This is a genomic window from Bradyrhizobium sp. 191, from assembly GCF_023100985.1.
Classification (GTDB): Bacteria; Pseudomonadota; Alphaproteobacteria; order Rhizobiales; family Xanthobacteraceae; genus Bradyrhizobium; species Bradyrhizobium diversitatis.
Genome location: NZ_CP064692.1, coordinates 4,045,787 through 4,071,240 on the forward strand (window position 1 = coordinate 4,045,787; position 25,454 = coordinate 4,071,240).

Annotated in this window: 22 protein-coding genes, 2 pseudogenes and 1 other annotated feature; of the genes and pseudogenes, 15 read left to right on the plus strand and 9 right to left on the minus strand. The window is 63.7% G+C overall.

Features of this window, described 5'->3' with window-relative positions; genetic code table 11:
- Positions 1 to 28: 28 nt before the first annotated feature.
- On the minus strand, positions 29 to 3,490 hold the full coding sequence (locus IVB23_RS18820) for a helicase-related protein (protein WP_247804637.1): 3,462 nt from the start codon (positions 3,488 to 3,490) through the stop codon (positions 29 to 31).
- A gap of 114 nt (positions 3,491 to 3,604) precedes the next feature.
- On the opposite strand from IVB23_RS18820, the gene IVB23_RS18825 reads away from it, so the two are divergent.
- Positions 3,605 to 3,832, plus strand: coding sequence for a hypothetical protein (locus IVB23_RS18825; protein WP_197969283.1), 228 nt, complete (start codon positions 3,605 to 3,607; stop codon positions 3,830 to 3,832).
- Between the two features lie 487 nt (positions 3,833 to 4,319).
- Here IVB23_RS18825 and IVB23_RS18830 read toward each other — a convergent pair whose 3' ends face one another.
- Complete coding sequence (locus IVB23_RS18830; RefSeq protein ID WP_247804933.1) at positions 4,320 to 5,126, minus strand: DUF3108 domain-containing protein; 807 nt, start codon at positions 5,124 to 5,126, stop codon at positions 4,320 to 4,322.
- Positions 5,127 to 5,678: 552 nt separating this feature from the next.
- On the opposite strand from IVB23_RS18830, the gene rpmB reads away from it, so the two are divergent.
- Both rpmB and IVB23_RS18840 read left to right on the plus strand, forming a co-directional pair.
- A complete protein-coding gene (gene rpmB, locus IVB23_RS18835) occupies positions 5,679 to 5,987 on the plus strand; it encodes a 50S ribosomal protein L28 (protein WP_061882608.1) in 309 nt (102 codons plus the stop codon).
- A 232-nt stretch (positions 5,988 to 6,219) separates the two neighbouring features.
- On the plus strand, positions 6,220 to 7,752 hold the full coding sequence (locus IVB23_RS18840) for an ATP-binding protein (RefSeq protein ID WP_247804638.1): 1,533 nt from the start codon (positions 6,220 to 6,222) through the stop codon (positions 7,750 to 7,752).
- Here IVB23_RS18840 and IVB23_RS18845 read toward each other — a convergent pair.
- Positions 7,708 to 8,549 (minus strand): IS5 family transposase gene (locus IVB23_RS18845; protein WP_247801096.1). Its coding sequence is split into 2 segments (ribosomal slippage): positions 7,708 to 8,177 and positions 8,177 to 8,549, totalling 843 coding nucleotides; the frame shifts between segments, so codons are not numbered across the junction. The two genes, IVB23_RS18840 and IVB23_RS18845, sit on opposite strands and share 45 nt — an antisense overlap.
- Before the next feature lie 40 nt (positions 8,550 to 8,589).
- Here IVB23_RS18845 and IVB23_RS18850 point away from each other — a divergent pair.
- The 7 genes and pseudogenes from IVB23_RS18850 (at position 8,590) to IVB23_RS18880 (ending at position 14,893) form a co-directional block, all read left to right on the plus strand.
- Positions 8,590 to 8,997, plus strand: a complete 408-nt coding sequence (locus IVB23_RS18850) for a hypothetical protein (RefSeq protein ID WP_247804639.1) — start codon at positions 8,590 to 8,592, stop codon at positions 8,995 to 8,997.
- 12 nt (positions 8,998 to 9,009) lie between these two features.
- A protein-coding gene (locus IVB23_RS18855) for an IS3 family transposase (protein ID WP_247800019.1) occupies positions 9,010 to 10,241 on the plus strand; the annotation gives its coding sequence in 2 pieces (ribosomal slippage) (positions 9,010 to 9,301 and positions 9,301 to 10,241; 1,233 coding nt in all).
- Positions 9,294 to 9,410, plus strand: a sequence feature (AL1L pseudoknot). Its footprint overlaps the gene before it by 117 nt.
- A gap of 305 nt (positions 10,242 to 10,546) precedes the next feature.
- A complete protein-coding gene (locus IVB23_RS18860; protein WP_247804641.1) occupies positions 10,547 to 12,415 on the plus strand; it encodes a hypothetical protein in 1,869 nt (622 codons plus the stop codon).
- 38 nt (positions 12,416 to 12,453) lie between these two features.
- Positions 12,454 to 12,594: pseudogene (locus IVB23_RS18865) on the plus strand (DUF2235 domain-containing protein); the annotation flags it as partial.
- A 55-nt stretch (positions 12,595 to 12,649) separates the two neighbouring features.
- Positions 12,650 to 12,886: a hypothetical protein gene (locus tag IVB23_RS18870; RefSeq protein ID WP_061882611.1), complete on the plus strand. Its 237-nt coding sequence runs from the start codon at positions 12,650 to 12,652 to the stop codon at positions 12,884 to 12,886.
- Positions 12,883 to 13,425, plus strand: a complete 543-nt coding sequence (locus IVB23_RS18875) for a hypothetical protein (protein ID WP_061882612.1) — start codon at positions 12,883 to 12,885, stop codon at positions 13,423 to 13,425. The genes IVB23_RS18870 and IVB23_RS18875 overlap by 4 nt, the downstream gene beginning before the upstream one ends.
- 103 nt (positions 13,426 to 13,528) lie before the next feature.
- On the plus strand, positions 13,529 to 14,893 hold the full coding sequence (locus tag IVB23_RS18880) for a DUF2235 domain-containing protein (protein ID WP_247804646.1): 1,365 nt from the start codon (positions 13,529 to 13,531) through the stop codon (positions 14,891 to 14,893).
- 197 nt (positions 14,894 to 15,090) lie between these two features.
- Here the strand turns inward: IVB23_RS18880 and IVB23_RS18885 are convergent, their stop codons facing one another.
- Positions 15,091 to 15,888 carry a helix-turn-helix transcriptional regulator gene (locus tag IVB23_RS18885; RefSeq protein ID WP_197969304.1) on the minus strand — a complete coding sequence of 266 codons (798 nt, stop codon included), beginning with the start codon at positions 15,886 to 15,888 and terminating at the stop codon, positions 15,091 to 15,093.
- 323 nt (positions 15,889 to 16,211) lie between these two features.
- Here IVB23_RS18885 and IVB23_RS18890 point away from each other — a divergent pair, with 323 nt between their 5' ends.
- From IVB23_RS18890 to IVB23_RS18905, 4 genes and pseudogenes are all read left to right on the plus strand, one after another.
- The gene (locus IVB23_RS18890; protein ID WP_131872640.1) at positions 16,212 to 16,526 is read left to right on the plus strand and encodes a hypothetical protein; all 315 of its coding nucleotides are present in this window, start codon (positions 16,212 to 16,214) and stop codon (positions 16,524 to 16,526) included.
- Between the two features lie 269 nt (positions 16,527 to 16,795).
- The gene (locus IVB23_RS18895; protein ID WP_247804648.1) at positions 16,796 to 17,215 is read left to right on the plus strand and encodes a DUF6647 family protein; all 420 of its coding nucleotides are present in this window, start codon (positions 16,796 to 16,798) and stop codon (positions 17,213 to 17,215) included.
- A gap of 130 nt (positions 17,216 to 17,345) precedes the next feature.
- A pseudogene (locus tag IVB23_RS18900) lies at positions 17,346 to 17,579 on the plus strand (caspase family protein); the annotation flags it as partial.
- 276 nt (positions 17,580 to 17,855) lie between these two features.
- A complete protein-coding gene (locus IVB23_RS18905) occupies positions 17,856 to 18,101 on the plus strand; it encodes a PilZ domain-containing protein (RefSeq protein WP_165936267.1) in 246 nt (81 codons plus the stop codon).
- 264 nt (positions 18,102 to 18,365) lie between these two features.
- On the opposite strand, the gene IVB23_RS18910 is transcribed toward IVB23_RS18905, so the two are convergent.
- The 5 genes from IVB23_RS18910 to cobS form a co-directional block, all read right to left on the minus strand.
- Positions 18,366 to 18,773 carry a hypothetical protein gene (locus IVB23_RS18910; RefSeq protein ID WP_247804650.1) on the minus strand — a complete coding sequence of 136 codons (408 nt, stop codon included), beginning with the start codon at positions 18,771 to 18,773 and terminating at the stop codon, positions 18,366 to 18,368.
- Between the two features lie 197 nt (positions 18,774 to 18,970).
- Positions 18,971 to 20,083 carry an NADH:flavin oxidoreductase/NADH oxidase gene (locus IVB23_RS18915; protein ID WP_247804652.1) on the minus strand — a complete coding sequence of 371 codons (1,113 nt, stop codon included), beginning with the start codon at positions 20,081 to 20,083 and terminating at the stop codon, positions 18,971 to 18,973.
- A 235-nt stretch (positions 20,084 to 20,318) separates the two neighbouring features.
- Complete coding sequence (locus tag IVB23_RS18920; RefSeq protein ID WP_247804654.1) at positions 20,319 to 21,398, minus strand: esterase-like activity of phytase family protein; 1,080 nt, start codon at positions 21,396 to 21,398, stop codon at positions 20,319 to 20,321.
- Positions 21,395 to 23,299: a cobaltochelatase subunit CobT gene (cobT, locus tag IVB23_RS18925; protein ID WP_061882620.1), complete on the minus strand. Its 1,905-nt coding sequence runs from the start codon at positions 23,297 to 23,299 to the stop codon at positions 21,395 to 21,397. Before cobT ends, IVB23_RS18920 begins: the two co-directional genes overlap by 4 nt.
- Positions 23,300 to 23,481: 182 nt before the next feature.
- Positions 23,482 to 24,480: a cobaltochelatase subunit CobS gene (cobS, locus tag IVB23_RS18930; RefSeq protein ID WP_061882621.1), complete on the minus strand. Its 999-nt coding sequence runs from the start codon at positions 24,478 to 24,480 to the stop codon at positions 23,482 to 23,484.
- A 298-nt stretch (positions 24,481 to 24,778) separates the two neighbouring features.
- Here cobS and IVB23_RS18935 point away from each other — a divergent pair, with 298 nt between their 5' ends.
- A complete protein-coding gene (locus IVB23_RS18935) occupies positions 24,779 to 25,438 on the plus strand; it encodes a DedA family protein (protein WP_247804656.1) in 660 nt (219 codons plus the stop codon).
- The last annotated feature ends 16 nt before the right edge of the window (positions 25,439 to 25,454 follow it).

The following is a 25,454-nucleotide window of genomic DNA, read 5'->3' on the forward strand; positions in this document are numbered from 1 at the left end:
GCTCCGCACTTCGCCTGAAAACGCGACGTTACTCCTTCCGGCCGGACAGCTGCTCCTTCAGCGCGGCAAGCTTGGCGAAGGGCGAGTTCGGATCGGCCGGGCGGTCGCGCTCGCGGGGGCCTGCGCTCGAGGCGTAGGGACGGAGCGACGGTCCACCCTGGCGGTCGCGGCCCTTGTCGCGGTCACGGCCACGGTTGTCGCGGCCCTTGTCGCGGTCTCCACCGAACTTGCCCTTGTCGCGGTTGCGATCCTTGTCGCCGCCCTTGCCCTCGAAACGACGATTCCTGTCGTCGCGGCCCTCGGGACGCGGCGTGCCGTCCGCTGCGCCTTCGCGCGCCTTGCGGAAGTCCCTGCCGCCATCGCGGCGACCGCCGCCGTGACGATGGCCCGGCTTCGCGCCGTCGGCTGCTTCGCCGGGCGCGGCGCTCGCTGCATCGGGCGCAGCGCCAGCCTCAGCGCCGGGCCGCGAACGCTGATTGTGGTGACGCTGGTGGCGATGGCGCTCGTGGCGCGGCTTGCGATCCTCGTGACGGCCGGCCGGGCGCCAGACCTCGACAAGCACGAGCTCGGCGGCTGTCGCCGCGGCCTCGACCGGCGCAGCAGCATCGGGCGAGGCAGCGGCTTCGATGGCGGCGGTCTCGGCCGGAGTGGCTTCGAGCCCCTCAGCCTCGGGGGACGTCGCAGCATCGGGGGACGTCACAGCCTCTTCTGCCGGCGGCGCAATGCCGGGAGCATCTTCGGGCGTGACGGGGATCTCGGGAGATGCTTCGAGCGCCGGCTCCTCATGAGCGGGCTCGTCGTGCGGCTCCATGCCGGGCGCGTCTTCGACCGTGACGGCCTGGTCAGCGGCTTCGGTGGAGGCGGTCGTCTCCGCCGGCAGGCCGGCAACGGCCTCCGCCGCGGTCTCGGTCGAAGTCTCGGTCGAGGTCTCTGCGCTGCCCTCGGCGGGCGGCGTTTCGGCCGCGACCGTTTCGGCCGCAACCGTTTCGACGACGACCGGCTTTGGCGGCAGCGGCGGACGCTTCTCCATGCGATAGCCGAGCGCGCGCAGCACGGAGGCAAAGTCTTCGCCGGCCGATCCCGTCAGCGAGGTCATCGCCTGCGTGACCACGAAGCTGCGGCCGTCGAATGCGCCGGCGGGCTTTTCGCCGGGCGAATTCTCGCGCCAGGCCAGCGCCGGGCGGATCAGGTCGGCGAGGCGTTCCAGGATGTCGACGCGCACGGCGCGTTCGCCGGCCTGCTTGTAGCCGAGCACGCGATAGGCATCGCGCGGCAGCTGCTTGTCGACCGGGAACGAGGTGCGGCCCGACGACGCCAGATGCTGCGCGCCCGAGAGCGCGGAGAGATCGACATTGTCCTGCTTCAGCGCCCAGAGCAGCGCGGCGAGTGCACGCGCGGCGGGCTTGAGCAGGCCGGGGAAATAGATGTGGTAGGCGCCGAAGCGGACGCCGTATTTCCGCAAGGTCGCGCGCGAGGACTGGTCGAGATCCTTCAGCTCGCTGGCGATCTTCGGGCGCTCAAGCACGCCGAGCGCCTCGACCAGCTGATAGGCGATGCCGCGGGCAATGCCGGTGACGTCCTCGGCCTTCGACAGCTCGAACATCGGCCCGAGCAGCTTCTCGATATGCGTCTTGACCCAGAGCTCGAGCCGCGCCTGCACCTTGTCGCGGGGACCGCCGGTCAGGCGCTCGTCGGAGATGATGCGGATGCGCGGATGCAGCGCGTCGTCTGCGGCAGACAGCCGCGCCACGGCATCGCCGGTCCAGCGGATGATGCCTTCGGAGGTCAGCACGAACTGCTCGTCCGGCGCGTTGCCGAGCTTCTCGGCGCGCGCGTTGATCTCGCCGGCGAGCACCGCTTGCGCTGCGGCCTGCAAGGCTTTCGCATCGGAGCCCGCTTCCGCAGCATCCGGTGCAAAGGTGAAGCCGTCGAGGCGGCCGATGACATGGCCTTCGACGATGACTTCGCCGGTCTTGCCGATTTCAGTATTCAAGCTCGTGTTCTCCCGCAGGCGGCGCATCAATACACTGGTCCGGCGATCAACGAAACGCTCAGTCAAGCGTTCATGGAGCGCATCCGATAATTTATTTTCGACCTCCCGCGCGATCCCCTGCCAGCGTTCGGGGTCTCTCAGCCAGTCCGGGCGGTTGGCGACGAAGGTCCAGGTGCGGATTTGCGCGATTCGGGCCGACAGCGTGTCGATATCGCCGTCGATGCGGTCGGCCTGGGTGACCTGGGACTCGAACCAGGAATCGGGAATGCAGCCCTTCCGCATCAGGAAGCCGTACAGCGTCGTCACCAGCTCGGCATGGGCGGCCGGCGACAGCTTTCTGTAGTCCGGGACCTGGCAGGTTTCCCAGAGCCGTTCCACGGCGGCCTTGCCATGCGCGATATCGCGCACCTCGCCGTCGCGGGCGGCGTGGTCGAGCACGCGCATGTCCTCGGCGATGGGCGCGCGCGTCAGCGCCTCGTGGCCGGGGGCGAGGTTCAGCGACACCTGGAGCGCGCCGAGCGAGGAGAAATCCAGCTTCGAATTGCGCCATTGCAGCACCTTCACCGGATCGAAGGTGTGGTTCTGCAGCGCGTTGACGAGCTCGGGCTCGAACGGCGCGCAGCGGCCCGTGGTGCCGAAGGTGCCGTTGCGGGTGGCGCGGCCGGCACGGCCGGCGACTTGCGCGAACTCGGCCGGCGTCAGGCGGCGGAACTGGTAGCCGTCGAACTTGCGGTCGGAGGCGAAGGCGACATGGTCGACGTCGAGATTGAGGCCCATGCCGACGGCGTCGGTGGCGACGAGATAGTCGACATCGCCGTTCTGGAACATCGCCACCTGCGCGTTTCTGGTGCGGGGCGACAGCGATCCCAGCACCACGGCGGCGCCGCCGTGCTGGCGGCGGATCAGCTCGGCGATGGCGTAGACTTCATCGGCGGAGAACGCGACGATGGCGGTGCGGCGCGGCTGGCGCGTGATCTTGCGGTCGCCGGCGAATTCGAGCTGCGACAGCCTGGGACGCGTGATCATGGACACGCCCGGCAACAGGCGCTCGATGATCGGGCGCATCGTCGCAGCCCCGAGCAGCAGCGTCTCGTCGCGGCCGCGGCGGTTGAGGATGCGATCGGTGAAGACGTGGCCGCGCTCGAGATCGGCGGCGATCTGGACCTCGTCGACGGCGAGGAAGGAGACGTCGAGGTCGCGCGGCATCGCCTCGACGGTGGAGACCCAATAGCGCGGGTTCTTCGGCTTGATCTTCTCCTCGCCGGTGACGAGCGCGACGCTGGCCTCGCCGGCCCTGGCGGCGATCTTGTTGTAGACCTCGCGCGCGAGCAGGCGCAGCGGCAGGCCGATCATGCCGGAGGGATGCGCGAGCATCCGCTCGATGGCGAGATGGGTCTTGCCGGTGTTGGTCGGTCCGAGCACCGCAGTGACGCCGGCGCCAGGCACGCGATCGGACGGTGCGCGCTCGGAGGCGAAGGGGGAGGAGGAAAAAGCCATGTCTGGGGATTAGGTAGTGGCGATTGGGGCGAATGTCAGTGGTGGATGAGGCGGGCGGGGGGCTGGGTGTCCGCCATGTCTCCGAACGCTGCGCGGCAACCACGCTCCACTGTCATGCCCCGGCTCGACCGGGGCATCCAGTACGGCGCGGCCTCTCCGCTCGACCACAACCGCCTCGGCGTACTGGATCGCCCGGTCAAGCCGGGCGATGACACCGTGGGTGCGGGAACGCCCTCGCCGAATCCTCCGCAACTGTTTCACTTTGCGACGCTTTTCCCGTTCGCCTTAAGCTTCGGAACGACTCTAGAACGAATCGCGGCCGAATCGCTGACTCCCCGTTGAGTCCCGTTCCGTTCTCGCAACATGTCGCGGGACTCGCGTTGGTTGTGCACTAGATGGAGTTTTGCGCGGTCGCACAAGCGACCGTATCGGTTAAAGCTGGGGACGGCGCGGTGTCGAATCAGAATCGGAGAGGAGTCAAATGGATTCCCGTTGTCTCGCTCTGCTGTCATGCCCGGGCTCGTCCCGGGCATCCACGTTCTCGACCCCGCGCAGCAAGGACGTGGATGGCCGGGACAAGCCCGGCCATGACGCTGGTGCTGGGGGCGGACGCCCTTTTTCGCGAAAACAACCCCATGCACAGTAGGTAAGTGATTGAAATAATTGAGGTCTGTTTTTGGACCCGAATTCTTTCGTCATTCCGGGGCGCGCCCCTTGGCGCGAGCCCGGAATCCATCGGGCCGCAGCGACTGTCTCGCGATGGATTCCGGACTCGCGCCTACGGCGCGCTCCGGAATGACGGCGGAGAGAGAAGGGACTCCGTCCTCGCCTACTGCGTCTTGGCGACGCGCGGCGGCTGGGCCGAGGTGATGAAGCTGGTGGCTTCCAGCATGGCGGGCCCGAGCGGCGTCGGCACCTTCAGCCAGAACGGGACCAGGATGCGCGTGCCGGCGACCGGGGCGAAGGCGATCTCGATGTTGCGCTGGGCGGCGAGGTATTTGATCACGGGACGATCGGGGATGTAGCCGGCGACCGGCACGAAATAGAGCGAGCACACGACGACCGGGCCCTTGTAGCCCTTCTCCGCCTTCACGGTCTCCATGCGCTTGAAATCGAGCTTGAGGTCGTAGCGCATGCGGCCGTCGAACACCGGCGCGCCGTTATGGCAGGCGTCCGGCGAAACGGGATCGCCGGTGCCGGGCACGCGCAGCAGCGAGGCCGTCATGGGGTCCCAGACGCCGCGGCGATGCGCCTCGGTGACGACGATACGATCAGGGTCGACCGGCGGCTCCGGGAGGATCGCAAAATCCTTCACATTGCCCTTGTCGAGGGTGATGCGGATCTCTTCGGTCTTCTTCTGGGTGGTGGTGGAGGCCTGGTAGCCGGTCGCCACCAGCGCGCCGTTGACGACGCGCCCCTGGCTGGCGCCGGTGCCGGAGCCGCCCGTGAAGGACTTCAGCAGCCCCGTGGTGCCGCCGGCGGCCGCCGCCGAGAACACGTCGTCCTGGATGTCGATGTTCCAGGCGCCCTTGCCGACGGGAATGCCCGCCAGCGAGGCCTCATACTGCGCCTCGAGCTTGCCTTGCGCCGCGGCCGGCACCGCGCCCCACGCCAGGGCCAGCGCGCAAAGCGCCATCAGCCAGCCGGCCAGGCGCGGCCGGGCTGAGCGCAAATCCTGCGCAAAATGGGACGTTGCAAGCACGAAGCTATCCAATCGGGGCGCGATGCGCTGTTACTTAAACCAAAAACCGCGGCAAACAATGTGTCCGGACGTATCCGCCCCGGAACTCCCCCTGATATTTCGGCGGCGAATACGCCCTTTATGTGATGGTAAGGCGCGATAATCATTGCCGTTTTGGTGATCGGGCGGTAACCGCGGGCTCCGACACCTCTCCCGCTTGCGGGAGAGGTCGCGCGAAGCGCGGGTGAGGGTTTTCTCCTCTTGGGGGCACCATCCGCAATGACGTCCGGGCCCCCAAGAGGAGAGAGCCCTCTCCCCACCCCTCTCCCGCAAGCGGGAGAGGGAGCGCACCTCCCGAGCGGCCTAAAAAGCCGCCCAAAAACTTGACGTCCCGCCCCTTCCCCCCTATACGTCCGCCCGCTCCCTGCAAGGACAAAAGAATTTGCCCCCGTGGCGCCCCGAATGGCGGCCGCAGATCGTTGGGGGTTCAGGATAAGGATTTTTGCCATGTCTCGCCGCTGCGAACTGACGGCCAAGGGCCCCCTCGTCGGCCACAAGGTCAGCCACTCCAACATCAAGACCAAGCGCCGCTTCCTGCCGAACCTCGTCAACGTGACGTTCATCTCGGAAGCGCTGGGCCGCAACGTGCGCCTGCGCGTCTCCACCAACGCGGTCAAGAGCGTCGACCACAATGGCGGCCTCGACCCCTTCCTGCTCAAGGCCAACGCCGACAACCTGTCGCCGCGCGCCCTCGAGCTGAAGCGCGCCATCCAGAAGAAGGTCGGCGACGCGCAGCCGGCCAAGCAGGCGAGCTGAGTTTTCGGAAATTGGGCGGGGGCTAGGTTGCGTCGCGTGGCGTAGGCTTAGCCAGTAAGAGTTTGCGTTGCGGCCGGATCGGAAGATCCGGCCGTTTTTGTTTTTGGCGGATCGGCGCGACGCAGAGACCTCAGACTAACTTCTACTGCAAATAGAACTGAATCGGTATCGCCCTACGCAACTTGCGTTTGCGACTCGGATAACTTGCGATTGCATAGTTTCGGAGCCAGGCATGACCAATTCACCGATTAGTTCTCGCCCCTTACATCTGCAGACCGTGGAAAGCCTCTTTGCCGAATTGATCGGCGGCTCTGGTGTCCTAGTCGGTGAAAACGAGAACGAGTTCCGGTTCAACAATCCGGACAGCCGCTCTCTTCTCAATTGGTACCGCTTGAACCAACCAAAATGGGCGGGAAACGTCATGGCGGCGGATGTGGAAGCCATGGTATCGGCCATGGCAACCTCGCCTCCACAACTGCCGATCCCGGCGGTGAATGCGCAACAAGCGCGCAGACGACTAGCTATAGTAAAGATCGTGGCTCACCGCTTCGCCGGTGTTCATGCATATGGGACTGCTGACGAGCCCCCATCCGACTTCGTTTTTGAGCCCCGGGCACCGATTACCCTGTTCGAAGGATGGAACGGTGCGGGCAAAACCTCGCTTCTAAATACTATCATCTGGTGTTTGACGGGACAGGTCCTGCGGCCCCAACGCCAACCAGAGGCCGGGCAACTGGAGTTTAGCGGGTCATTTAGCAGGTCATCGGAGAACGGGGACGATGAAGTTACTCTGCATGCCCTCACTCCAGTTACTCCTCTTCCCGATCCCGCAACCTACGTGCCACCGATCAATCAACCCGTACCGTTAGATAGTTGGGTCGAGATCACCTTCAGGGATCAGGATGGCAATGAATTGGCTGTCCGGCGAACGCAGATGCGTACATCCAAGGGCAAAATATCTGAGGTAACTTCCGGCATCGATGCGCTCAACATTGATCCGATTTCCCTGAGAATCGGGACAATAATGCCCGCCATGCTGCAATTTCTAAGAATTGGTGCCACGTCTGATCTTGGGCTCGCCGCAGCGCGGCTGACAGGCCTTTCTGAGGTCTCCAGCCTTGCAAAGCACGCTGCTAAGGCCCGCGAGCGCCTCTCAAGTGAATTGCAAAAGAAGCGCGAGCAGGAGATTGATGAAGTCGACAGGCAATTCGTTGAAGCGAGAAACGATCTTCAAAAGCAAATTGACGCGTATCCCGCAATGAAGCCGTTGGATGACTTGCCCGGTCCATCGAATGATCGTGCTTTGGAGATGAAACTCTCAAGGCTCGAAGCTCATTTCAACACGCTAAAGGCAAACGCGCTCACCGCCGCTCAATCGACCTTGGGAATGAACTTTGATCCCAATGAAGAAGACGCGCGAAACAACCTTGAGGCAAGCATTGGACCGGCCCTAGGACAGCTGAAGTCTATGCAACAACTTCCAAGTGTCAGGCGTTCACGTGAACTGTCCGCACTAAGCGAAGCTGATTGGAAGCTCATCGACGACTTAAGTGCCAAAATTCGGAATGAAGCTACCGTACTCGCTGAACTATCTGCAACTCCTGACCTAGGAAAGCGCCGACAGCTATATGCTCGCGTAGCAAGTTGGCTGCACGAGTATAGTGACCACGACAGTTCTTCGTGCGCAATATGTAGCCGCCCGCTTAGAGTCTGTCCGGGATCATGCTGTTTTTTGGCAGAGCTTTCGCAGCATGAGGCGGATTGAGGCGAGGCGCAAGAACGCCAATGCCTTTCGGTTGAGGCACTCCCAATCCTTGGCCAAACGGCGGCAGCGGTTGAGCCAGGCGATGGTGCGTTCGACGATCCATCGCTTGGGCAAGATCGCAAAACTCTTTGCTGTATCGGAGCGCTTGACGATCTCGACGTCGATTTGCCGGAGGATTTTGCGAACGGCGGACTGAAAGATCGGCCCCTGATAGCCGCCGTCAGCATAAAGCTTCAGCAGGAATGGATGCAGGCCAAACAGCGTGGCCATCACCAGCACCCCACCGTCACGATCCTGGATGTCCGCCGAATGCACGAGGGCGTGGAGCAGCAAGCCTTGAGTATCGACTAGGATGTGGCGCTTCTTGCCCTTGATCTTCTTGCCCGCATCGTAGCCATGCGGGTCGATCCACGCCCCCCTTTTTCCGCGCTCTTGACGCTTTGACTGTCGATGATGGCGGCGCTCGGGCTGGGTTCTCGGTTGGCCAATTCTCGACATTGTACATAGAGCGCGTGATGGATGCGATCGAGCGTGCCGTTCCAAGCCCACAAGTCAAAATAGTCGTGCACCGTGCTGCGTGGCGGCAGGTCCTTCGGGATCGCTCGCCATTGGCAACCGGTGCTCAGCACATACATCAGGCCATTGATCACCTCGCGCACATCGACCGTGCGCTTGTTGCCGCCTCGCTTGGCTGGCGCAATCAGCGGCTCCACCAACGCCCATTCCTCATCAGTCAAATCGCTTGGATAGCGTAGCCGGCTTCGGTCGTAACGACCGCGGTTCTCCTTCGTCCACATGGGCGCCCCTTCGAATCGGACCGCCACCCTTGAATCACAAATGATTCCGATGATTCAAGATGTTCCCGGACAGACACTTAGCGGCATCCTCGATCCGGCAACAAACCGTCCCGTTTCCGACCACATACTAGAGATGAACGAAGCAGATCAGCAGCTTCTGTCCCTAACTCAAAAGGCCTGGGTAGACGGCTGGGTCGGTCGACTCGCCGCGAACTGCCCGACGGCGCTTCAGCCAGAACTGCAGCGTGATTTACCCGCACATCCGTATGAGCTTATTCGTACAGCCTTGGTTCAGGACCTCTTCGAGACGGACGCGTTTTCGTCAGCACTTGCACCGCTCAAGAGTGGCCTGAGCGAATTGTGTAACCAGCGGCTCCCCGAACTTCCCGCCTTTGCAGAGCCGGAAATTCTGAACCGCCCCGGGTTTGCCGGAGGCTCCAACTCCTGAGAGGATGGAGCCATGACGAGCAAGACAACGAACAAGTTTTCACCCGAGGTCCGGACCCGAGCGGTTCGGATGGTTCTGGATCACGCCGGCGAGCACCCGTCGCGCTGGGCGGCAGTGACGTCAATCGCGGCCAAGATCGGCTGCACGCCGCAGACGCTGCATGACTGGGTCAAGAAGGCCGAGGTCGATAGCGGGCAGCGGACCGGCGTTCCGACCGATACGGCCGAGAAGCTGAAGGCGCTCGAACGGGAGAACCGCGAGCTTCGGCAGGCCAACGAGATCCTGCGCAAGGCAAGCGCCTATTTTGCGATGGCGGAGCTCGACCGCCGGTCCAAGCCATGATCGCCTTCATTGACGATCATCGTGGGGCGCATGGGGTCGAGCCGATCTGCAAGGTGTTGCCGATTGCCCCCTCGACCTACCACGCCCATGTCGCGAAGCGGCGCGATCCGGCCACGCGGTCGGCGCGCGCCAGGCTGGACGCCGCGCTGAAGATCGAGGTTCGGCGCGTCTTCGATCAAAACTTCTCCGTCTACGGCGTGCGCAAGGTCTGGCGGCAGCTCAAGCGCGAAGGCTTCGATGTTGCCCGTTGCACGGTGTCGCGACTGATGCGGGACATGGGTTTGCAAGGGGTCATCCGCGGCAAATCCGTCAAGACCACGATCAGCGACAAGGCCGCGCCATGCCCGATGGATCACGTCAATCGCCAGTTCAAGGCACCAAGGCCGAACGTCCTCTGGCTCTCCGACTTCACCTATGTCGCGACCTGGACCGGCTTCGTCTACGTCGCCTTTGTGATCGACGCCTATGCCCGCAGGATCGTGGGCTGGCGGGCCTCCCGCACGGCGCACGCAGGCTTCGTGCTCGATGCGCTGGAGCAGGCCCTGCACGATCGCCGACCGGTCCATCGCGGCGGGCTCGTGCATCATAGCGATAGGGGCAGCCAATACGTCTCTATCAAATACACCGAACGCCTGGCTGAAGCTGGCGTCGAGCCTTCTGTCGGCAGCGTCGGAGATTCCTATGACAACGCTCTCGCCGAAACCATCAACGGTCTCTACAAGGCCGAGGTGATCCATCGGCGCGGACCATGGCGCAGCTTCGAGGCCGTCGAGTTCGCGACGCTGGAATGGGTGGACTGGTTCAACAACCGGCGGCTCCTGGAGCCCATCGGCAACATCCCGCCGGCCGAAGCCGAGCAACGCTACTACGCCATGCTGGAACAACCGGCCATGGCGGCATAACTTAAACCAAATGGCCTCCGGCAAACCCGGGGCGGTTCATTCCGTCGTTTCCCCCGGCACTGACCAACGCAACGTCCCCACTACTCGTGAGCCTTAAACGGCTCGCACGCGCACGCGCATTTGCGCAATGGCGAGAAACTTACAAGTCGGAAGTCGCGGCGATAACAAAGGCGATACTGCAACAAGATAACGCCCCAAACTCACCGATCAACGAACTCACGCCGATTGGTCGCAAACTTGATGAGCTATCATCGATAGTAAAGGGCGTTGCCCCAATCAACTCGGCCCTTAAACTACGCGAACGCATGTCAACCCATCTCGCAGCGCGCCGCGCGAAGGAGCAGCGTATAGATCTCTATAAGCGAACGGCGACTGCGCTCGAAAGCATCGTAGAGCTTGGCGAACTCGCTCAAAAGCAAGTCGAAGCGCTCCGCAAACTCTTACATACTCGCGCAATCTATTGGCGTGATCGCTGCTACCACAACTCATTCCCGATGGCTGGCCACCAGCTGCGCACCACCTCCATGGACGTGAAGGGCGTGCTCGACATTAGTGTTGGGTTCGAAAAGGCGACTGCGCCCGCAGAGCATATTTCAAACGCGTCTGCACTACGAGCGAGCCTGATGGGCTTCTACTTGGCTTTTTGGGAGCACGTCCTCAATACCCGCGGCGGCTTATCTCTTCTTGTTTTCGACGACCCTCAGGAACTTCTCGATCACGACAACAAGCAAAAGCTGGCTCGTTTATTGCCGGAATTGGTGCAGCAAGGCGGGCAACTGTTTGTTGCGACCTACGACCGACACTTTGCGCGCGCTGCTGTGGCAGCAGCCCGAGAGCACGCTGATGTTGAACATCGTAGCGTCCATCCTGTGAATCCATCACGGAGGCGCCTAGAGACCGCCCAAGCCGTCGAAGAGCTCGATCGGAAGCGGATCTCTTACGAACAAGACAAAGACAATGCGTCTCTCGCGCAAGATTACGCAAACGAGGTCCGGGTATTTCTTGAAGCACGTCTAGCCGACCTATTCGACGACCCTGCTTATCCTGCTTACGGATTTCCATCGAATTCTCCGACATTCTCGGACTATCTGGGTCGCCTCCGCGGACTCGTCAGCACTCCTCCGAACGCTCTATTCAAGGCACCTGCCACTAAAGAGTTTGCTGCTTGCCGCGCGCTAAGCCAAGGAGCAGATTGCCTTAGAATATTGAATACATCCCATCACGATCGCGCATCTTTGAGCGCGGGCGACGTATTTTCCGTCGTCAATGATCTTATCGCTGTTCGTAAACTGGCTGAGAGGATGCACAGCGAATTTCGTCATTGGCGCTGGCACGAGCCGATACAGGCTCAATCGGTTCCAACGAATGTTGTCCCCTTCAATCCCTCTACTGTTCGGCCTTTCCGAGTTCCTACCTATCCAGACTTAGCGGCGTTCACTGCAAGTTCTGCTTCCGTATCTAGTCAGGCTGAGGCAGAGGAGCTTGACCATTCGTGGTTTGATGACAAATCGCTGTTTCTCGTCCGGACAAACAATCTCGGATTTTCTATACCGGAGGGCTGCATAGCAATTGCTGAGAGCTCTCCGTATGCAGGCAGAGACCATAATTTGGTTATTGCACGTCAACGCGGACATTTGCTCGCGCGGCGTCTTTTTCGTCCGACTAGAATAGATCAGCTTGCGCTGGCTGCTGAAGCCCCCGATCCCAGAGGATCCAAACCAACTCTTTTTTTCGATGTCGGGAGCATCACATTACATCGAATCGTCGGAATGCTGACCGAACAGCCTGTGCCCCCGATAGGGGGCGGCGAAGCAACGCTGCTTTCGGAGGCAGCCAGTCTAGCGCAGATTAGAGCTGCTTATCGCGTCCGAGAAGAAAGCGGTATTCCATTGGCGCTTCCGGGCCAGATCGTTCTAGGCGGTCGCGCCGTATTGAAAGACGAACTGAGTGGTTTGGAAGGCACGCTGATCGCGTTGGGGCTCGATGACGGAAATAATGTTTTCAAGCGGATAGGCAAACCCGTGCCAGGCACGGGTGGCCGGCTGTGGCAATTTGAAAGTGTGGGGGGTCTTGGCTCGTCAGTGATCGTGTCGTTGGTTGAATCGGATGAGGAGAGCGACGCACCTCGATTTATTTGCGCTCGCGAGATTATTGGCGTTCTTTATACGGTCTAACTATACTCGGCCGGTAGCATCACCCCGAGGCGTATCCCATGGATCAGGCAGCCACTCCCGACCGCAAGCCCGAGCCCAAACACCTCGTCATCTGCTGTGACGGCGCAGGCAACGAAATCTCTGAAAACATCTCCAACATCCTGAAGCTCCATCGCTGCCTGCGCCAGACGGACGCTACATCGCGCTCCAATTTGTTGACATTTGTTAACACTCACGCTATCATCTGGTAACGGCATGGCTGATCGCCCGCGGCATCCGCACAAGGAGATCGAGGCCGTTGTCGCCGACGCTGAGCGGAAGGGTTGGCGCTGGCGCAAGATGGGGCATTGGGGGCGGCTGTTCTGCCCGCATGCCGGACGGGACGGCTGCCAGGTTGGCGTGAACGGGACGCCGAAGAACCCGGAAGACCACGCCCGGCAGGTGATGCGCGCGATAGCGCGCTGCCCGCACGGAACGGAGGACGGCGCGTGAAGAAGTTCGAATTCAGCATCATCGCATCGGGCCTGGACCCGGAGGCGGAGGATTTCGAGCAGCGCTTCTATGATGCCGGCTGCAACGACGCGGCGATCGCGTTCCAGAAGGGCCACATCATCGTCGACTTCACGCGGGAGGCGAAGTCCGTCAGTGAGGCCATCGTCACCGCAGTGCGCGACGTGCAGACGGCCGGCGCCCGCGTCGATCGCATCGAACCCGACCCGCTCGTCAGCCTCTCCGACATCGCCGCGCGAACCGGACTGACGCGCGCGGCGATGACGCAATATTCGAAGGGACAGCGAGCCAGGGATTTTCCGCCGCCAGTCGCCCGCGTGACGTCCGACAGCCCGCTCTGGGATTGGGCGGCGGTAGCAATATGGCTGTTTCATCACGACAAGCTCAGCCGCGACGAAGCGATGGCCGCCGCCGCGGTGAGAGCGGCCAACGAGGCGATCCGATCGCGTACGCCGAGGCTCGAAGAGACCCTGAGGGCTGGCTTGAAGAGCTACGAGAAAGAACTCGACAGGGCCGCCTGACGTGCCGGTCGCAAGGAATCATCTCGCAGCCCGTCGATCGTCACGCTTCCTGGGCAATTTCCCGCTATACTCGCCCCGGTAGCATCACCCGGAGGCGCATCCCGTGGATCAGGCAGCAACTCCCGATCGCAAGCCCGAGCCCAAACACCTCGTCATCTGCTGTGACGGGACCGGCAACGAGATCTCGGAGAACATCTCCAACGTCCTGAAGCTCTATCGCTGCCTGCGCAAGACGGACAGGACGTCGCCGCGGCAGATGGTGTACTATGATCCCGGGGTCGGCACGGTCACGGAGCCTTCGACCTGGCACCGCTGGAAGACCAACATCAACCTGGTGCTGGGGCTCGCCACCGGCTACGGGCTCGATGACAACGTGCTGTCGGCCTATTGCTTCCTGGTTCAGCATTACGCGCCGGGCGACAGGATCTATTTGTTCGGCTTCTCGCGCGGGGCCTATACCGTGCGGGTGCTGGCGGGGCTCATTCACAAGATTGGCCTGATCTCGCCGGAGCAGGCGAACCTCGCGGGCTCGGGCCTCATCGCCTACAAGCAATATTCCGGCACCGGGCGCGGCAACGCGATCGAAGACGTCGAGGGCATCGCGACCGACGAGAGCGGGCCGCTGCCGAAGGACGAATTCGACCTCGCCGCGCAGTTCGCGCGCATCACCTCGACGCGCTGGCCGACGATCCACTTCGTCGGCGTGTGGGACACGGTGGCGAGCGTGATCGTGCCGCGCCCCGACCGGCTGTTCTGGCCGAGCCTGGAGGAGCTCGCCTTCACGCGGCGCGATCCCAGCGTCAGGATCTTCCGGCAGGCGATCGCGATCGACGAGCGGCGGCGCATGTTCCGGCTGAACAGATACGAGGAGCCGCAGGACTTCTGGAGCAACCGCTATGTGCCCGACGAGAAGAAGGTGCCGCAGGACATTCTGCAGGTGTGGTTCGCCGGCGTGCATTGCGACGTCGGCGGCGGTTATCCGGAAGTCGAGAGCGGGGAGTCGAAATACCCGCTGATCTGGATGATCGAGGAAGCCGCGAAGGCCGGGCTGAACTTCAACCCGCGCACGGTGAACCAGCTCGCCTGGGGCGTCCAGCGCAAGAACTCGCCGTTCCACTATGTCGCGCCGGCCTACACCGGCAAGACGGGCCAATTGCACGATTCGATGACGCCGGCCTGGCGCGTGCTGGAGTATTTGCCGAAGAACGCCAGGTACAAGGAATGGCCGGCGCGGAAGGTCTATTTCGGCTTCTACATTCCCGATTGCGAGCCGCGCGTCATCCCCGGAGGCGCGCATGTGCACGAGAGCGTGCTGAAGCGGATGGCGGTGGAGCCCGACTACCGGCCGGTGAACATGCCGAAGGACTACGTGACGGTGCCGATGCCGGCGGAGCCGGGACGGGCGGAGACGGCCGGAGGGACGGAGGGCGCGGCTTCGCCGGCGCCCGGAGTGCCGACGACGGACTAGGGCGCGGAAACATCAACGTCAGCTTGCCGGGGCACGGTGGAGGTCCTGCACCTCGGGCGTGACGCTGCCACCCGGCGGCTGCGAGCGAGCGTCAGTTCCGGAGGGGACAGCTTGTCCTTGGCGTGCGCCCTGCGCAGAGTCCCTGGCGTGCGCCTTGCGCCGAGATTGACGTATGGCTGACGCTCGGGCTCAACGCATCATCGCAGCTTGCCGAGCCAGAGCGCGGCGAGCGCCGCGCGGTTGCGCACGCCGAACTTGGCGTAGATCGACTTGACGTGGAAGTGCGTGGTGTTCGGACTTTGGCCAAGCTTCTGCGCAATCTCCTTTTCCGCGTGACCGTCGAGCAGCGAGAGCAAGACCCTGCGCTCGGCGGCTGTCAGGGCCGCGTTGGCGATGAGCAGACCGTGACTGAGCAGCTGTTGGCGGTGAAACCATCTCAACCCCCGCATCGTGAAGCCCAGAAGCTGGCCGTCCTGCGCCGAGAAGCGGGGTGCCTGCGCATCGCGAAATACGAACAGGCGGATTCTCACGTCCTCATTGAGCGCAATGCGCACTGAAATGCTGTCGGCGAATCCGACATCCAGATAGTGCCGGCGATAATGCTCGCCCTCGAACCATTCCGGCGGCAGCGTTTCGAACAACAGGCGGACGCGGAACGGCTCATCTCCCGACATGGACAGAATCTGAGACAGGTCGACGTTGGCGGACCAGAGCGTATCGTACTGCTTCTGCACGGATGCCGCCACGGCGGGTATCGGGTCCAGCACCCGGACAAGGCGCGGACGCCAGCCAAGCAGGGGATCGGTCCGCTTGCGTGACGGCAATCGCACGACCGCCCCCCACAGAACATTGCGTGCCGACAACATGGTCCGCAGTGCGGACAGCAGGTGCGTCAGCGCGGCGTCACCGTCGGAGACCGAGAAGTCGGCCAGCTGATCCCAGAGTGCATAGATTTCTTGGTTTTGCGGATCGACAGGACCCGTGGAGAGATGCATGTCATTCCCGAAGCGTGTGCAGGCCGCCGACCGCGCGTGTATCCATAAAGCACAACGAACCACCTTTCCAGGTAGTTCTCAGACCCATCAATCGGCGCGATAGTCGGCACGGTTGTCGGGAAGCGGGTCCTCCCACCGTAATGACATTGGGAGGCCCGCCGGAGAGCGAACCGAGAACCGAATGGCTTCCCGGCTCTTTCACCATCCCGTCATGCGCCGCTCCGCTGCAAAAGCGAGCATCGAGCGGTGAATTTCCACGCGCTTTCCTTTCAGAAACGTCATCGCGGACCACACTGCCTCGGGAGGTTTTCCTGCAGATCTACATGATTGAACGCGGCCACGCCGACCATCCGCTTGCGCGACTGCCTTTCACATGGTGGGAGCGCGCCTGCTTCCGGTCAGAGCTGCGCGCGGATATCAGGGACAGATCCGAGTTTCTACGCGATATCGGCGTCGACGCGTTCGAAGCGCATGCCGAGGCGCGTCGCTTTTTCTGGCAACCGATCACGCTGAAGCGCCCGGCGATGCTGGATTGCGCCCCTGCAACCGCCGCCGTCGCGCGGCCAGCCGTCGATGCCAACGGTTCCAGATATCGCGCTGACAGCGCTCCACGTCATCAACCGACCCTGGCGTCCTGATCATGAAAAACACTTCGCAGCCTTCGTCCGCACTGCCGACTTCTGCGTCGTTTCCAATCGCGAATGAAGGGCGGCGCTTCCTTGCTTCCATCGCGTCGGCGCTGCGAAGCTCGCGACGCCTTCAGGCTGATCGGATCCTGCGTCAGTACGCACATCTGATCGCGCATCCCAGGCAATCCGCCGCGGGGCCAACCTAGCAGAATAGGAAACTCGAAAATCCTCGTCACCAGCAGGCCGCGCTGCGCATCTTACTGCAGGAAGCCGTTTCCTTGGAAAATCTGATCGCAATCTACATCGCATGGATCGTTGCCAAGACCGGCTTGTCGGCTCCTGATCATCCGCGGATCCATTTCGTGACAGCGGCGGACATGGCAATGCGACATGGCTCGCCGGAGGACCGCGGGCTGGAGTTGCACGCGCTCTACAATCGCGACGAGGGGGCGATCTACCTGCCTCAGGGCTGGCGACCCGATGATCTGCGACAGAAAAGCACTCTGCTGCACGAAGTGGTGCACCACGTGCAGAGGGCAAACAACATCGTCCTTCCCTGTATTGCTGCCTACGAACGCCAGGCCTACGAATTGCAGATTGAATGGCTGCGGGAAGAAGGAGTGGCCGATCCGTACGCGCTCATCAAGACCAACGAGCTGGGCATCTACATCGCGAGCGCATGCCGCGACGGATCATAGGCGCCAGGTGTCAGAGGGGCCCGTATGACGGGATGGGATGACGGTCCCTTGCGTTGAGCACGGCCCCTGCCGGGACATCACCCGCCCCACACACGCGCCCCACGGGCGAGCTTCGCTCTGCGGGCGGGCGCGGTGGGCGCTGCGCGATTTCATCGAACGGTCCCGCGATGCCGAGGTTGCGGTCGTCTACTATGCGAGTCATGGCATCGAGGTCGATGGGGTCAACTATCTCGTTCCGATCGATGCCGCTCTCGAACGCGACACCGACATCTATGACGAAGCATTGTCGCTGGATCGGGTGCTGATCGCCATCGAGCCCGCGACAAAGTTGCGGCTGGTGGTTCTCGACGCATGCCGTGACAGCCAAGATGAGCACTGACAACGGACAATGTCCCTCCGGCAGTTGCGCTATGGACGGATCGGCTTTCGCAAAGCACCGAAAGTATTGTTCGTCGGCCAATTGTCTGAAGAACCGTTTCGGCAAGAAGCAGACGCAGGGGTAGAATCCGCATGCCGCTTGCAGCCTTCGCCGGCACTTTTCGTTAAAATTCTCCTGCCGGCCTTAGCTGCTTCGCATCAACTCCCCGGCATTATCGTCACCCGAACCCGCCGCTAGATGCGGAATTGGAGGAGAGTGCCAATGCATCCGCGCCGCCATGTCCGCGTCAAGCCCGCAGGGCTGGTGTCGCGCCAGGCCAAGATCATCACCGACCCGCGCGCGCCGGTGATCCCCTGCACGCTGATCGACTATTCGCCCGGCGGGGCCTGCGTCGATCTCGGCGGCCAGGTGACGATCCCCGATCGCTTCGAGCTGCTGCACGTCAACACCAAGAAGCGCTGCCGCATCGCCTGGAAGCGCGGCACGCGCGTGGGCGTGGTGTTCTGAGCCGTGCTGCTGCTGACTCTCCACGGGAGGGCAGGGCCATCGCATGTGAGTTCCTGGCGACGCCTGAGCGAGCGCCTCGTCCTTCGAGACGACCGCTTTGCGGTCTCCTTAGGATGAGGCTGAGCGGCATCTTTGCTTGCGGAAACTGCTGTCAGGCACTCGGTCCTCATCCTGAGGGCCCGCCAAAGGCGGGCGTCTCGAAGGATGGCCGCAGGGAAAGTTTCTCAAATGCGATAGCCTGCCCTGGAGGGGAGGGTCAGAAAGTTACTTCCGCATCCTCGCCTTGGCGCCCGCGACGATCTGCATGACGACGCCGGCGAGCCAGCCGGCGAGGACCAGCCAGGTCCAGAGCATGTGCGGGTCGATCCGCAGCACGATGACGAAGACGGAGATGAAGGCGGTGAGCGTGGCAAGCAGCGTGCCGGCGGAGCTCATGAATTCGGCGGCGTCGATCTGGCTGTGCGCATCGTCGAACGGCAGCTGCGGCGTGTCGATGCCGAGATAGAAGCCGATGCCGCCGAGCACCATCATCAGCAGCAGGAAGCCCTGCGTGGTGAGCACGGGAATCGCCGATCCGACATAGGCGCCGACGAACAGCCCGCACGATGCACCGGCCATCGCAAGGCCGACGCGCTCGAAGATATGAGCCGCTTTGCGGACAGGATAACGCATGGACAGCCCTCCATTGCCTCGCCTGCGCGGAAGGTTAGGCCAGTTTCGGGGGGCGTGGAAGGTGGGGACAGTTACGGAGGTGAGGTAGGACGGCGCCTCCAACACCCCGCTGTCGTCCCGGACAAGCGCGCCTAAAAGCACACGCCGATCCGGGACGACAGCGGAGATTATCGCGCCGTCATCGCACCATTCGCCCCTCACCTGGCGCCGAACGTGGTCTTGCCGAACAGCAATTTCTGCGTCGAGGGCTGCGAGCGCCAATATTGCGGGGGCGCTTCGACCTCGCCGCCGAGCTCGGCGGCGGCGTGCCAGGCCCAGCGCGGATCGTAGAGCATGCCGCGGGCGAGCGCGACCATGTCGGCCTTGCCGGATGCGACGATCTCCTCGGCCTGCCTTGCCTCCGTGATCAGGCCGACCGCGATGGTGGGCAGGCCGGTCTCGCGCTTGATGGCGTCCGCGAACTGCACCTGATAGCCGGGGCCGAGCGCGATCTTCTGCAGCGGCGAGACGCCGCCGGAGGAGGCATCGATCCAGTCGACACCGCGCGCCTTCAGCGCTCGCGCAAATTCGATGGTCTGCGCCAGGTCCCAGCCGCCCTCGACCCAGTCGGTCGACGACACCCGCATGCCGACCGGCCTGTCGGCGGGAAATGCGGCACGGACGGCGTCGAACACCTCTAGCGGATAGCGCATGCGGTTCTCGAGGCTGCCGCCATATTCGTCGGTGCGCCTGTTGGAGATCGGCGACAGGAATTGATGCAGGAGATAGCCGTGCGCGCCGTGCACCTCGATGGCGTCGATGCCGAGCCGCGCGGCGCGCTTTGCGCTGTCGACGAAGGCCTCGCGGATGCGCTTCAGGCCCGAAGCATCCAGCGCCAGCGGGGCGGCCTCGCCCTCCTTGTGCGGCACCGCGCTCGGGCCGACCGTCTGCCAGCCGCCGTCGCTGACCGGAATCAGCTGGCCGCCATCCCAGGGCCGCGCGCTCGAGGCCTTGCGGCCGGCATGGGCGAGCTGCATCGCGATCGCCGTAGAGGAATATCTGCGCACCGAATTGAGGATCGGCTTCAGCGCGGCCTCGCAGGCATCGCTGTAGAGCCCGAGGCAGCCCGGCGTGATGCGGCCGATCGCCTCCACATGCGTCGCCTCGATGCAGAACATCGCCGCGCCCGACAGGCTGAGATTGTTGATGTGGGTGAAGTGCCAGTCGGTGGCGACGCCGTCATCGGCCGAATACTGGCACATCGGCGACACCACGATGCGGTTCTTCAACGTCAGGCCGCGCAGCTTGATCGGGGAAAACAGGACGCTCATGCGGGGAGTTCCGGAAGGTGGGAGGGGCAATGCAGGGGGGAGTGTAATGGGGGACGCGCGGATTGCTAGGCGCGCGGGGGAATGGCGGGTAGCCCCGGCGTGCATTTCCGCAATCGCGGTCCGGCGCGAGATGACGCCACACATTCCGCTGTCATCCCGGACAAGCGTCAGCGCAGATCCGGGGCGACAGGTGAGACTCGAGACGCACAACGGAGTCTGCCGAACGACGCCCGTCCTATTCCGCCAGCGTGAACTGCAGCAGCAAGGTCCGCTGCAGCATCGAGAAATTGTCGTCGGAGATCAGCGTCAGCACCGTCTCGCCTTCGCTCGTGACGTGGGCGTCGATGGCTTCCATGTTGTCGATCTCGTGGCCGAGATCGGCGGCGAACAGCGCGGGGCCATCGACCAGCGCACCTGGTACGATCGACTTCAGGGGGATCGAGCGCATGCGAATGTTGACGCCGGTGAACCAGGAGAATTTGCGTTCGAGGATGAGCAGCTCGCCGGAGGGCAGCAGCACGGCATCGCTGATGTCGTATTTCTCGGTCCGCCGCACGCTGAACTGGCCGGGCGTGGGGCCGCCGATCAGGAAGGCGACGAGGTTGCCGTCGGCGTCGAGCCCACGCTCGGAGAAGGCGATCAGGCTGCCCGCGAGCGGCTGCCCCTGGCCCTTGGGCACGACGACCATCGCCTCCAGCCCCTTGTTGTAGGGCAGCTTGCGCAGGGCCGGCGGCACGCTGATCACCTCACCGCGGGCGCGCGTGCCGCCCTTGGCAAAATCGTAGCGCAGGATCTGGTTGACGCGCTCGAGCCCGACATAGACGAGGTTGCCGTCGCGCGCGAGCGACTCGGTGTCGTACCAAAGCTTCTTCTCGGTGATCGGCCGGCCGTCGGCGCCCAGCACCGGCGCGGCCTCGACGTCCGCAAGGCCCGTCATCTCGCGGCCGGCATAGCGGATGGCGCCGGTGAACCAGCCGCCCTGGTCGGAGATCGCGAGGAAGCGCTCGCCCTTGCCGTCGAGGAAGCGGAGACCGGACAGGCCGCCGAAGCCGCGATAGGGCGAGGTCAGCACCAGGCCGCTGCGATAGTCCAGCGAGCCGAAGCGCGTGCGCGAGCGGTCGCGCGGCTCGAAATTGGGAATGCTGCGCGCGTTGACTTCGACGCTGACGGGCTCCGCGACGGCATGCTCGACCTGGAGCGCGCGCGGAGGCGGCTCGGCCGTTGCTTGCGCCTGCGCGAGGCGGGAGACTGCGAGAGTGGAAAATCCCGCCGCCGCGTGGCCAAGAAAGCTGCGGCGGGATGAACGCGTGCTCACGAATGCAATTTGCGTCGCGGGCGACCGGGTGCCTGCGTGGGCGCCGCGGCGGTCTCGCTGAAGAGTTCGGCGAGTTTCTCGGTGATGGCGCCGCCGAGCTCCTCGGCGTCCACGATCGTCACCGCGCGGCGATAGTAGCGCGTCACGTCATGGCCGATGCCGATCGCGATCAGCTCGACCGGCGAGCGGGTCTCGATCTCCTCGATGATGTGGCGCAGGTGCCGCTCGAGATAGTTGCCGGGATTGACCGACAGCGTGGAATCGTCGACCGGCGCGCCGTCCGAGATCATCATCAGGATCTTGCGCTGCTCGGGCCGGCCGAGCAGGCGCTTGTGCGCCCAGTCCAGCGCCTCGCCGTCGATATTCTCCTTGAGGAGGCCCTCGCGCATCATCAGGCCGAGATTTTTTCGTGCACGGCGCCAGGGGGCATCCGCCGACTTGTAGATGATGTGGCGGAGATCGTTGAGGCGGCCGGGATTGGCCGGCTTGCCGGCAGCAAGCCACGCCTCGCGGGACTGGCCACCTTTCCAGGCACGCGTGGTAAATCCCAGAATCTCGACCTTGACGCCGCAACGCTCCAGCGTGCGCGCGAGAATGTCGGCGCAGGTCGCAGCGACCGTGATCGGGCGGCCGCGCATCGAGCCGGAATTGTCGAGCAGCAGCGTCACCACGGTGTCGCGGAACGTCGCCTCCTTCTCGTGCATGAAGGACAGCGGGTGATAGGGATCGGTGACGACGCGCGACAGCCGCGCGGGATCGAGGATGCCCTCTTCGAGATCGAACTCCCAGGCGCGGTTCTGCTGCGCCATCAGCTTGCGCTGCAGCCGGTTGGCGAGGCGGGCGACGATGCCCTGCAGATGCGCGAGCTGCTTGTCGAGATAGGCGCGCAGCCGCTCCAGCTCGTCATGGTCGCAGAGGTCCTCGGCCGCGATCACCTCGTCGAACTTGGGCGCGAAGGCGTGATATTCCGGCCCGCGCGGCTCGTTCTTGCCGTGCGCGTTCGGGCGCGTCGCCTCGCCGGGCGTCTCGTCGTCGCCGAGCTCGCCGTCGTCGAACGTATCCGAGGTCGAGGCCTGCGCGCTCTCCATCGCGCTCTCGCTCATCTCCTCCGAGCTCGCCTGCGCCTGGTCGGCGCTCATCTCCTGCGCGGCGTCGGAATCGGGCGAGCCTTCGGCGCCGGACTGGTCGTTGTCGCCGTCCCGGTTCTCGTCGTTCTCGTCATTGTCTTCGCTGTCGGCGTTGCGCTCGTCGCCGAGCTCGAGCGCCGACAGCAGATCATGCACGGCGTCGCCGAACCTGGTCTGGTCCTCGACCACGCCGTCGAGCCGGTCGAGCCGCTTGCCGATCTTGTCTTCGAGGATGGGCCGCCAGAGGTCGACCATCTTCTTCGCCGCCGCCGGCGGCGCGAGGCCGGTCAGGCGCTCGCGCACCAGCATCGCCAGCGCATCGGCGAGCGGCGCATCGGCGCGGTCGGTGATCTCGTCGAACTTGCCGCGATGAAAATGATCGTCGAGCATCGCGGTGAGGTTCTTGGCAACGCCGGCCATGCGGCGCGCGCCGATCGCCTCGACGCGGGCCTGCTCGACCGCCTCGAACACGCCGCGCGCCTGCGGATTGCCGGGCATCAGCTTGCGATGAACCTTGGGATCGTGACAGGCGAGCTTGAGCGCGATGGAATCGGCATGGCCGCGCACGATCGCGGCATCGCGCCTGGTCATCTTCCGCGCGGGCTCGGGCAGCCGCGCCTTGCCCGGCGCAAGGCCAGGCCGCTCGGCCGCGAAGCTGACGTCGAGCTCCGGCGTCTTGGCGATCGCCTTGAGGCAGGAGGCGACCGAGCGCTTGAACGGCTCGGTCGGCGCTTCCTTGTTGCTGCGGAATTTGGAGTTGGAGGTGGTGCTCATCTCGATCTCACCGTCGTCCCGGGCTCAGCTTGATCCGTCGTCCCCGCGAACGCGGGGACCCATAGCCACGGGGAGAGGTTGTGGGCGAAGCTGGTAACTCCGAGTCTTCGCAAAACCACTCCCTGTGGGTATGGGTCCCGGATCTGCGCTTCGCTTGTCCGGGACGACACACCGAGAGAACTTCAGCTCAGCGCCACGTTCACCGCCGATTCCGGCAGCTCCGCGTTGAAGCAGCGCTGATAGAACTCGGCGACCAGGGGGCGCTCGAGCTCGTCACACTTGTTGAGGAAGGTGACGCGGAAGGCAAAGCCGATATCGCCGAAGATGTCGGCGTTTTCCGCCCAGGTGATCACCGTGCGCGGGCTCATCACCGTCGACAGGTCGCCGTTGGCGAAGGCGTTGCGGGTCAGGTCGGCGAGGCGGACCATCTTGTTGACGATGTCGCGGCCTTCCTGGGTGCGATAGTGCTTGGCCTTGGCCAGCACGATCTCCACTTCCTCGTCGTGGCTGAGATAGTTCAGCGTGGTGACGATCGACCAGCGGTCCATCTGGCCCTGGTTGATCTGCTGGGTGCCGTGATAGAGGCCCGAGGTGTCGCCGAGGCCCACCGTATTCGCCGTGGCGAAAAGCCGGAACGCCGGGTGCGGCTTGATCACCTTGTTCTGGTCGAGCAGCGTCAGGCGTCCCGAGACCTCCAGCACGCGCTGGATCACGAACATCACGTCCGGACGGCCGGCGTCGTATTCGTCGAACACCAGCGCCACGTTGTGCTGCAGCGCCCAGGGCAGGATGCCGTCGCGGAATTCGGTGACCTGCTTGCCGTCGCGGACCACGATCGAGTCCTTGCCGACGAGATCGATGCGGCTGATGTGGCTGTCGAGGTTGACGCGCACGCAGGGCCAGTTCAGGCGGGCGGCGACCTGCTCGATATGGGTGGATTTGCCGGTGCCGTGATAGCCGGTCACCATGACGCGGCGGTTGCGCGCAAAGCCCGCGAGAATGGCGAGCGTGGTGGCACGGTCGAAGCGGTAATCGGCGTCGACTTCGGGCACGTGAGGATCGACTTCGGAATAGGCCGGGACTTCGAGATCGCTATCGATCCCGAACACCTGGCGAACCGACACTTTCATGTCGGGCAGACCGGAAACTTCCTCAACTTTGGACAGGGCGGCGGTCGTCATCAATCCTCCGAGGTCCCGGGCGGTCCCGAAACCGGTTATTCGCACGTTGGCTGCGGCTGGGTGCTGAAAAGCAACCTATCAGAGACACGGGGCCGGCAGAAGCCCGCCCTCCAATCAAAGTTCCGTCGTCTTTTCATTTAGATAGGCAAGGAACGCAGTTTTTGGAGGGCTGCCTTGCGAATCACGCTCGAATTTCGGGCGGGGTAACGCCTCTGCCTGCCCAAATGGCACTTTTGCCGCACGTGCTTACTTAGGTAGGGTCCGAACTCCAAATGCTCCAGCCCGCCACAGAGACGAAGTGACGTCCTTCCTCGATCCCCTCATCTCCTTCGTCTCGGCCCATGCATGGCTGGGCTATCTGATCCTGTTCCTGGCGGCGCTGCTCGAAGCCGTGCCGGTGGTGGGATCGGTGATTCCCGGCTCGACCATCATTCTGGCGCTGAGCGCCCTGGTCCCGGGCGGCGAACTCAAGCTGCAATGGGTGTTGCTGGCGGCCGCACTCGGCGCCGTGCTCGGAGACGGTTCGGCCTACTGGATCGGGCACCGGCGCCAGCGCGAGATCCTCAGCACCTGGCCGCTGACCAACTACCCCCGCGTGGTCGCCGAGAGCGAGAGCTTCTTCAACCGCTTCGGTACCTGGGCCGTGTTCTTCGCCCGCTTCGTGCCGCCGGTCCGGGCCTTCGTCCCCGTGACCGCCGGTGCGCTTGGCATGGCGCCGGCCAAATTCTACGCGGTGAACATCCCGGCGATCCTGGCCTGGGCACCTGCGCATGTGCTGCCCGGCGTGCTGGCGGTGTCGGCCCTGCACGAATATGCCGGGCTGCATCATCATGAACATGTCGGCAAGCACATCTGGATCTTGACCGTGGTTGGCGTCGCGATCGTGCTGGGCTTGGCGGTATGGATCCATCGCAGGCGGAAGGGCGGCAATGTCGAACGGTCGAAGCCGCAGGCCTAGTTCGGCAGCGCCACTT

What these genes read in the sequence shown, in the direction of transcription:
- IVB23_RS18825 (WP_197969283.1), top strand. Translation starts at nt 3,605, where the DNA reads ATGCCCCGGCTCGACCGGGGCATCCAGTACGGCGCGGCCTCTCCGCTC.
- IVB23_RS18905 (WP_165936267.1), top strand. Translation starts at nt 17,856, where the DNA reads ATGCATCCGCGCCGCCATGTCCGCGTCAAGCCCGCAGGGCTGGTGTCG.
- IVB23_RS18885 (WP_197969304.1), bottom strand. Translation starts at nt 15,888, where the DNA reads ATGCATCTCTCCACGGGTCCTGTCGATCCGCAAAACCAAGAAATCTAT.
- IVB23_RS18860 (WP_247804641.1), top strand. Translation starts at nt 10,547, where the DNA reads ATGTCAACCCATCTCGCAGCGCGCCGCGCGAAGGAGCAGCGTATAGAT.
- IVB23_RS18830 (WP_247804933.1), bottom strand. Translation starts at nt 5,126, where the DNA reads ATGGCGCTTTGCGCGCTGGCCCTGGCGTGGGGCGCGGTGCCGGCCGCG.
- cobS (WP_061882621.1), bottom strand. Translation starts at nt 24,480, where the DNA reads ATGACGACCGCCGCCCTGTCCAAAGTTGAGGAAGTTTCCGGTCTGCCC.
- cobT (WP_061882620.1), bottom strand. Translation starts at nt 23,299, where the DNA reads ATGAGCACCACCTCCAACTCCAAATTCCGCAGCAACAAGGAAGCGCCG.
- IVB23_RS18870 (WP_061882611.1), top strand. Translation starts at nt 12,650, where the DNA reads ATGGCTGATCGCCCGCGGCATCCGCACAAGGAGATCGAGGCCGTTGTC.
- IVB23_RS18915 (WP_247804652.1), bottom strand. Translation starts at nt 20,083, where the DNA reads ATGAGCGTCCTGTTTTCCCCGATCAAGCTGCGCGGCCTGACGTTGAAG.
- rpmB (WP_061882608.1), top strand. Translation starts at nt 5,679, where the DNA reads ATGTCTCGCCGCTGCGAACTGACGGCCAAGGGCCCCCTCGTCGGCCAC.
- IVB23_RS18850 (WP_247804639.1), top strand. Translation starts at nt 8,590, where the DNA reads ATGATTCCGATGATTCAAGATGTTCCCGGACAGACACTTAGCGGCATC.
- IVB23_RS18910 (WP_247804650.1), bottom strand. Translation starts at nt 18,773, where the DNA reads ATGCGTTATCCTGTCCGCAAAGCGGCTCATATCTTCGAGCGCGTCGGC.
- IVB23_RS18890 (WP_131872640.1), top strand. Translation starts at nt 16,212, where the DNA reads ATGATTGAACGCGGCCACGCCGACCATCCGCTTGCGCGACTGCCTTTC.
- IVB23_RS18840 (WP_247804638.1), top strand. Translation starts at nt 6,220, where the DNA reads ATGACCAATTCACCGATTAGTTCTCGCCCCTTACATCTGCAGACCGTG.
- IVB23_RS18820 (WP_247804637.1), bottom strand. Translation starts at nt 3,490, where the DNA reads ATGGCTTTTTCCTCCTCCCCCTTCGCCTCCGAGCGCGCACCGTCCGAT.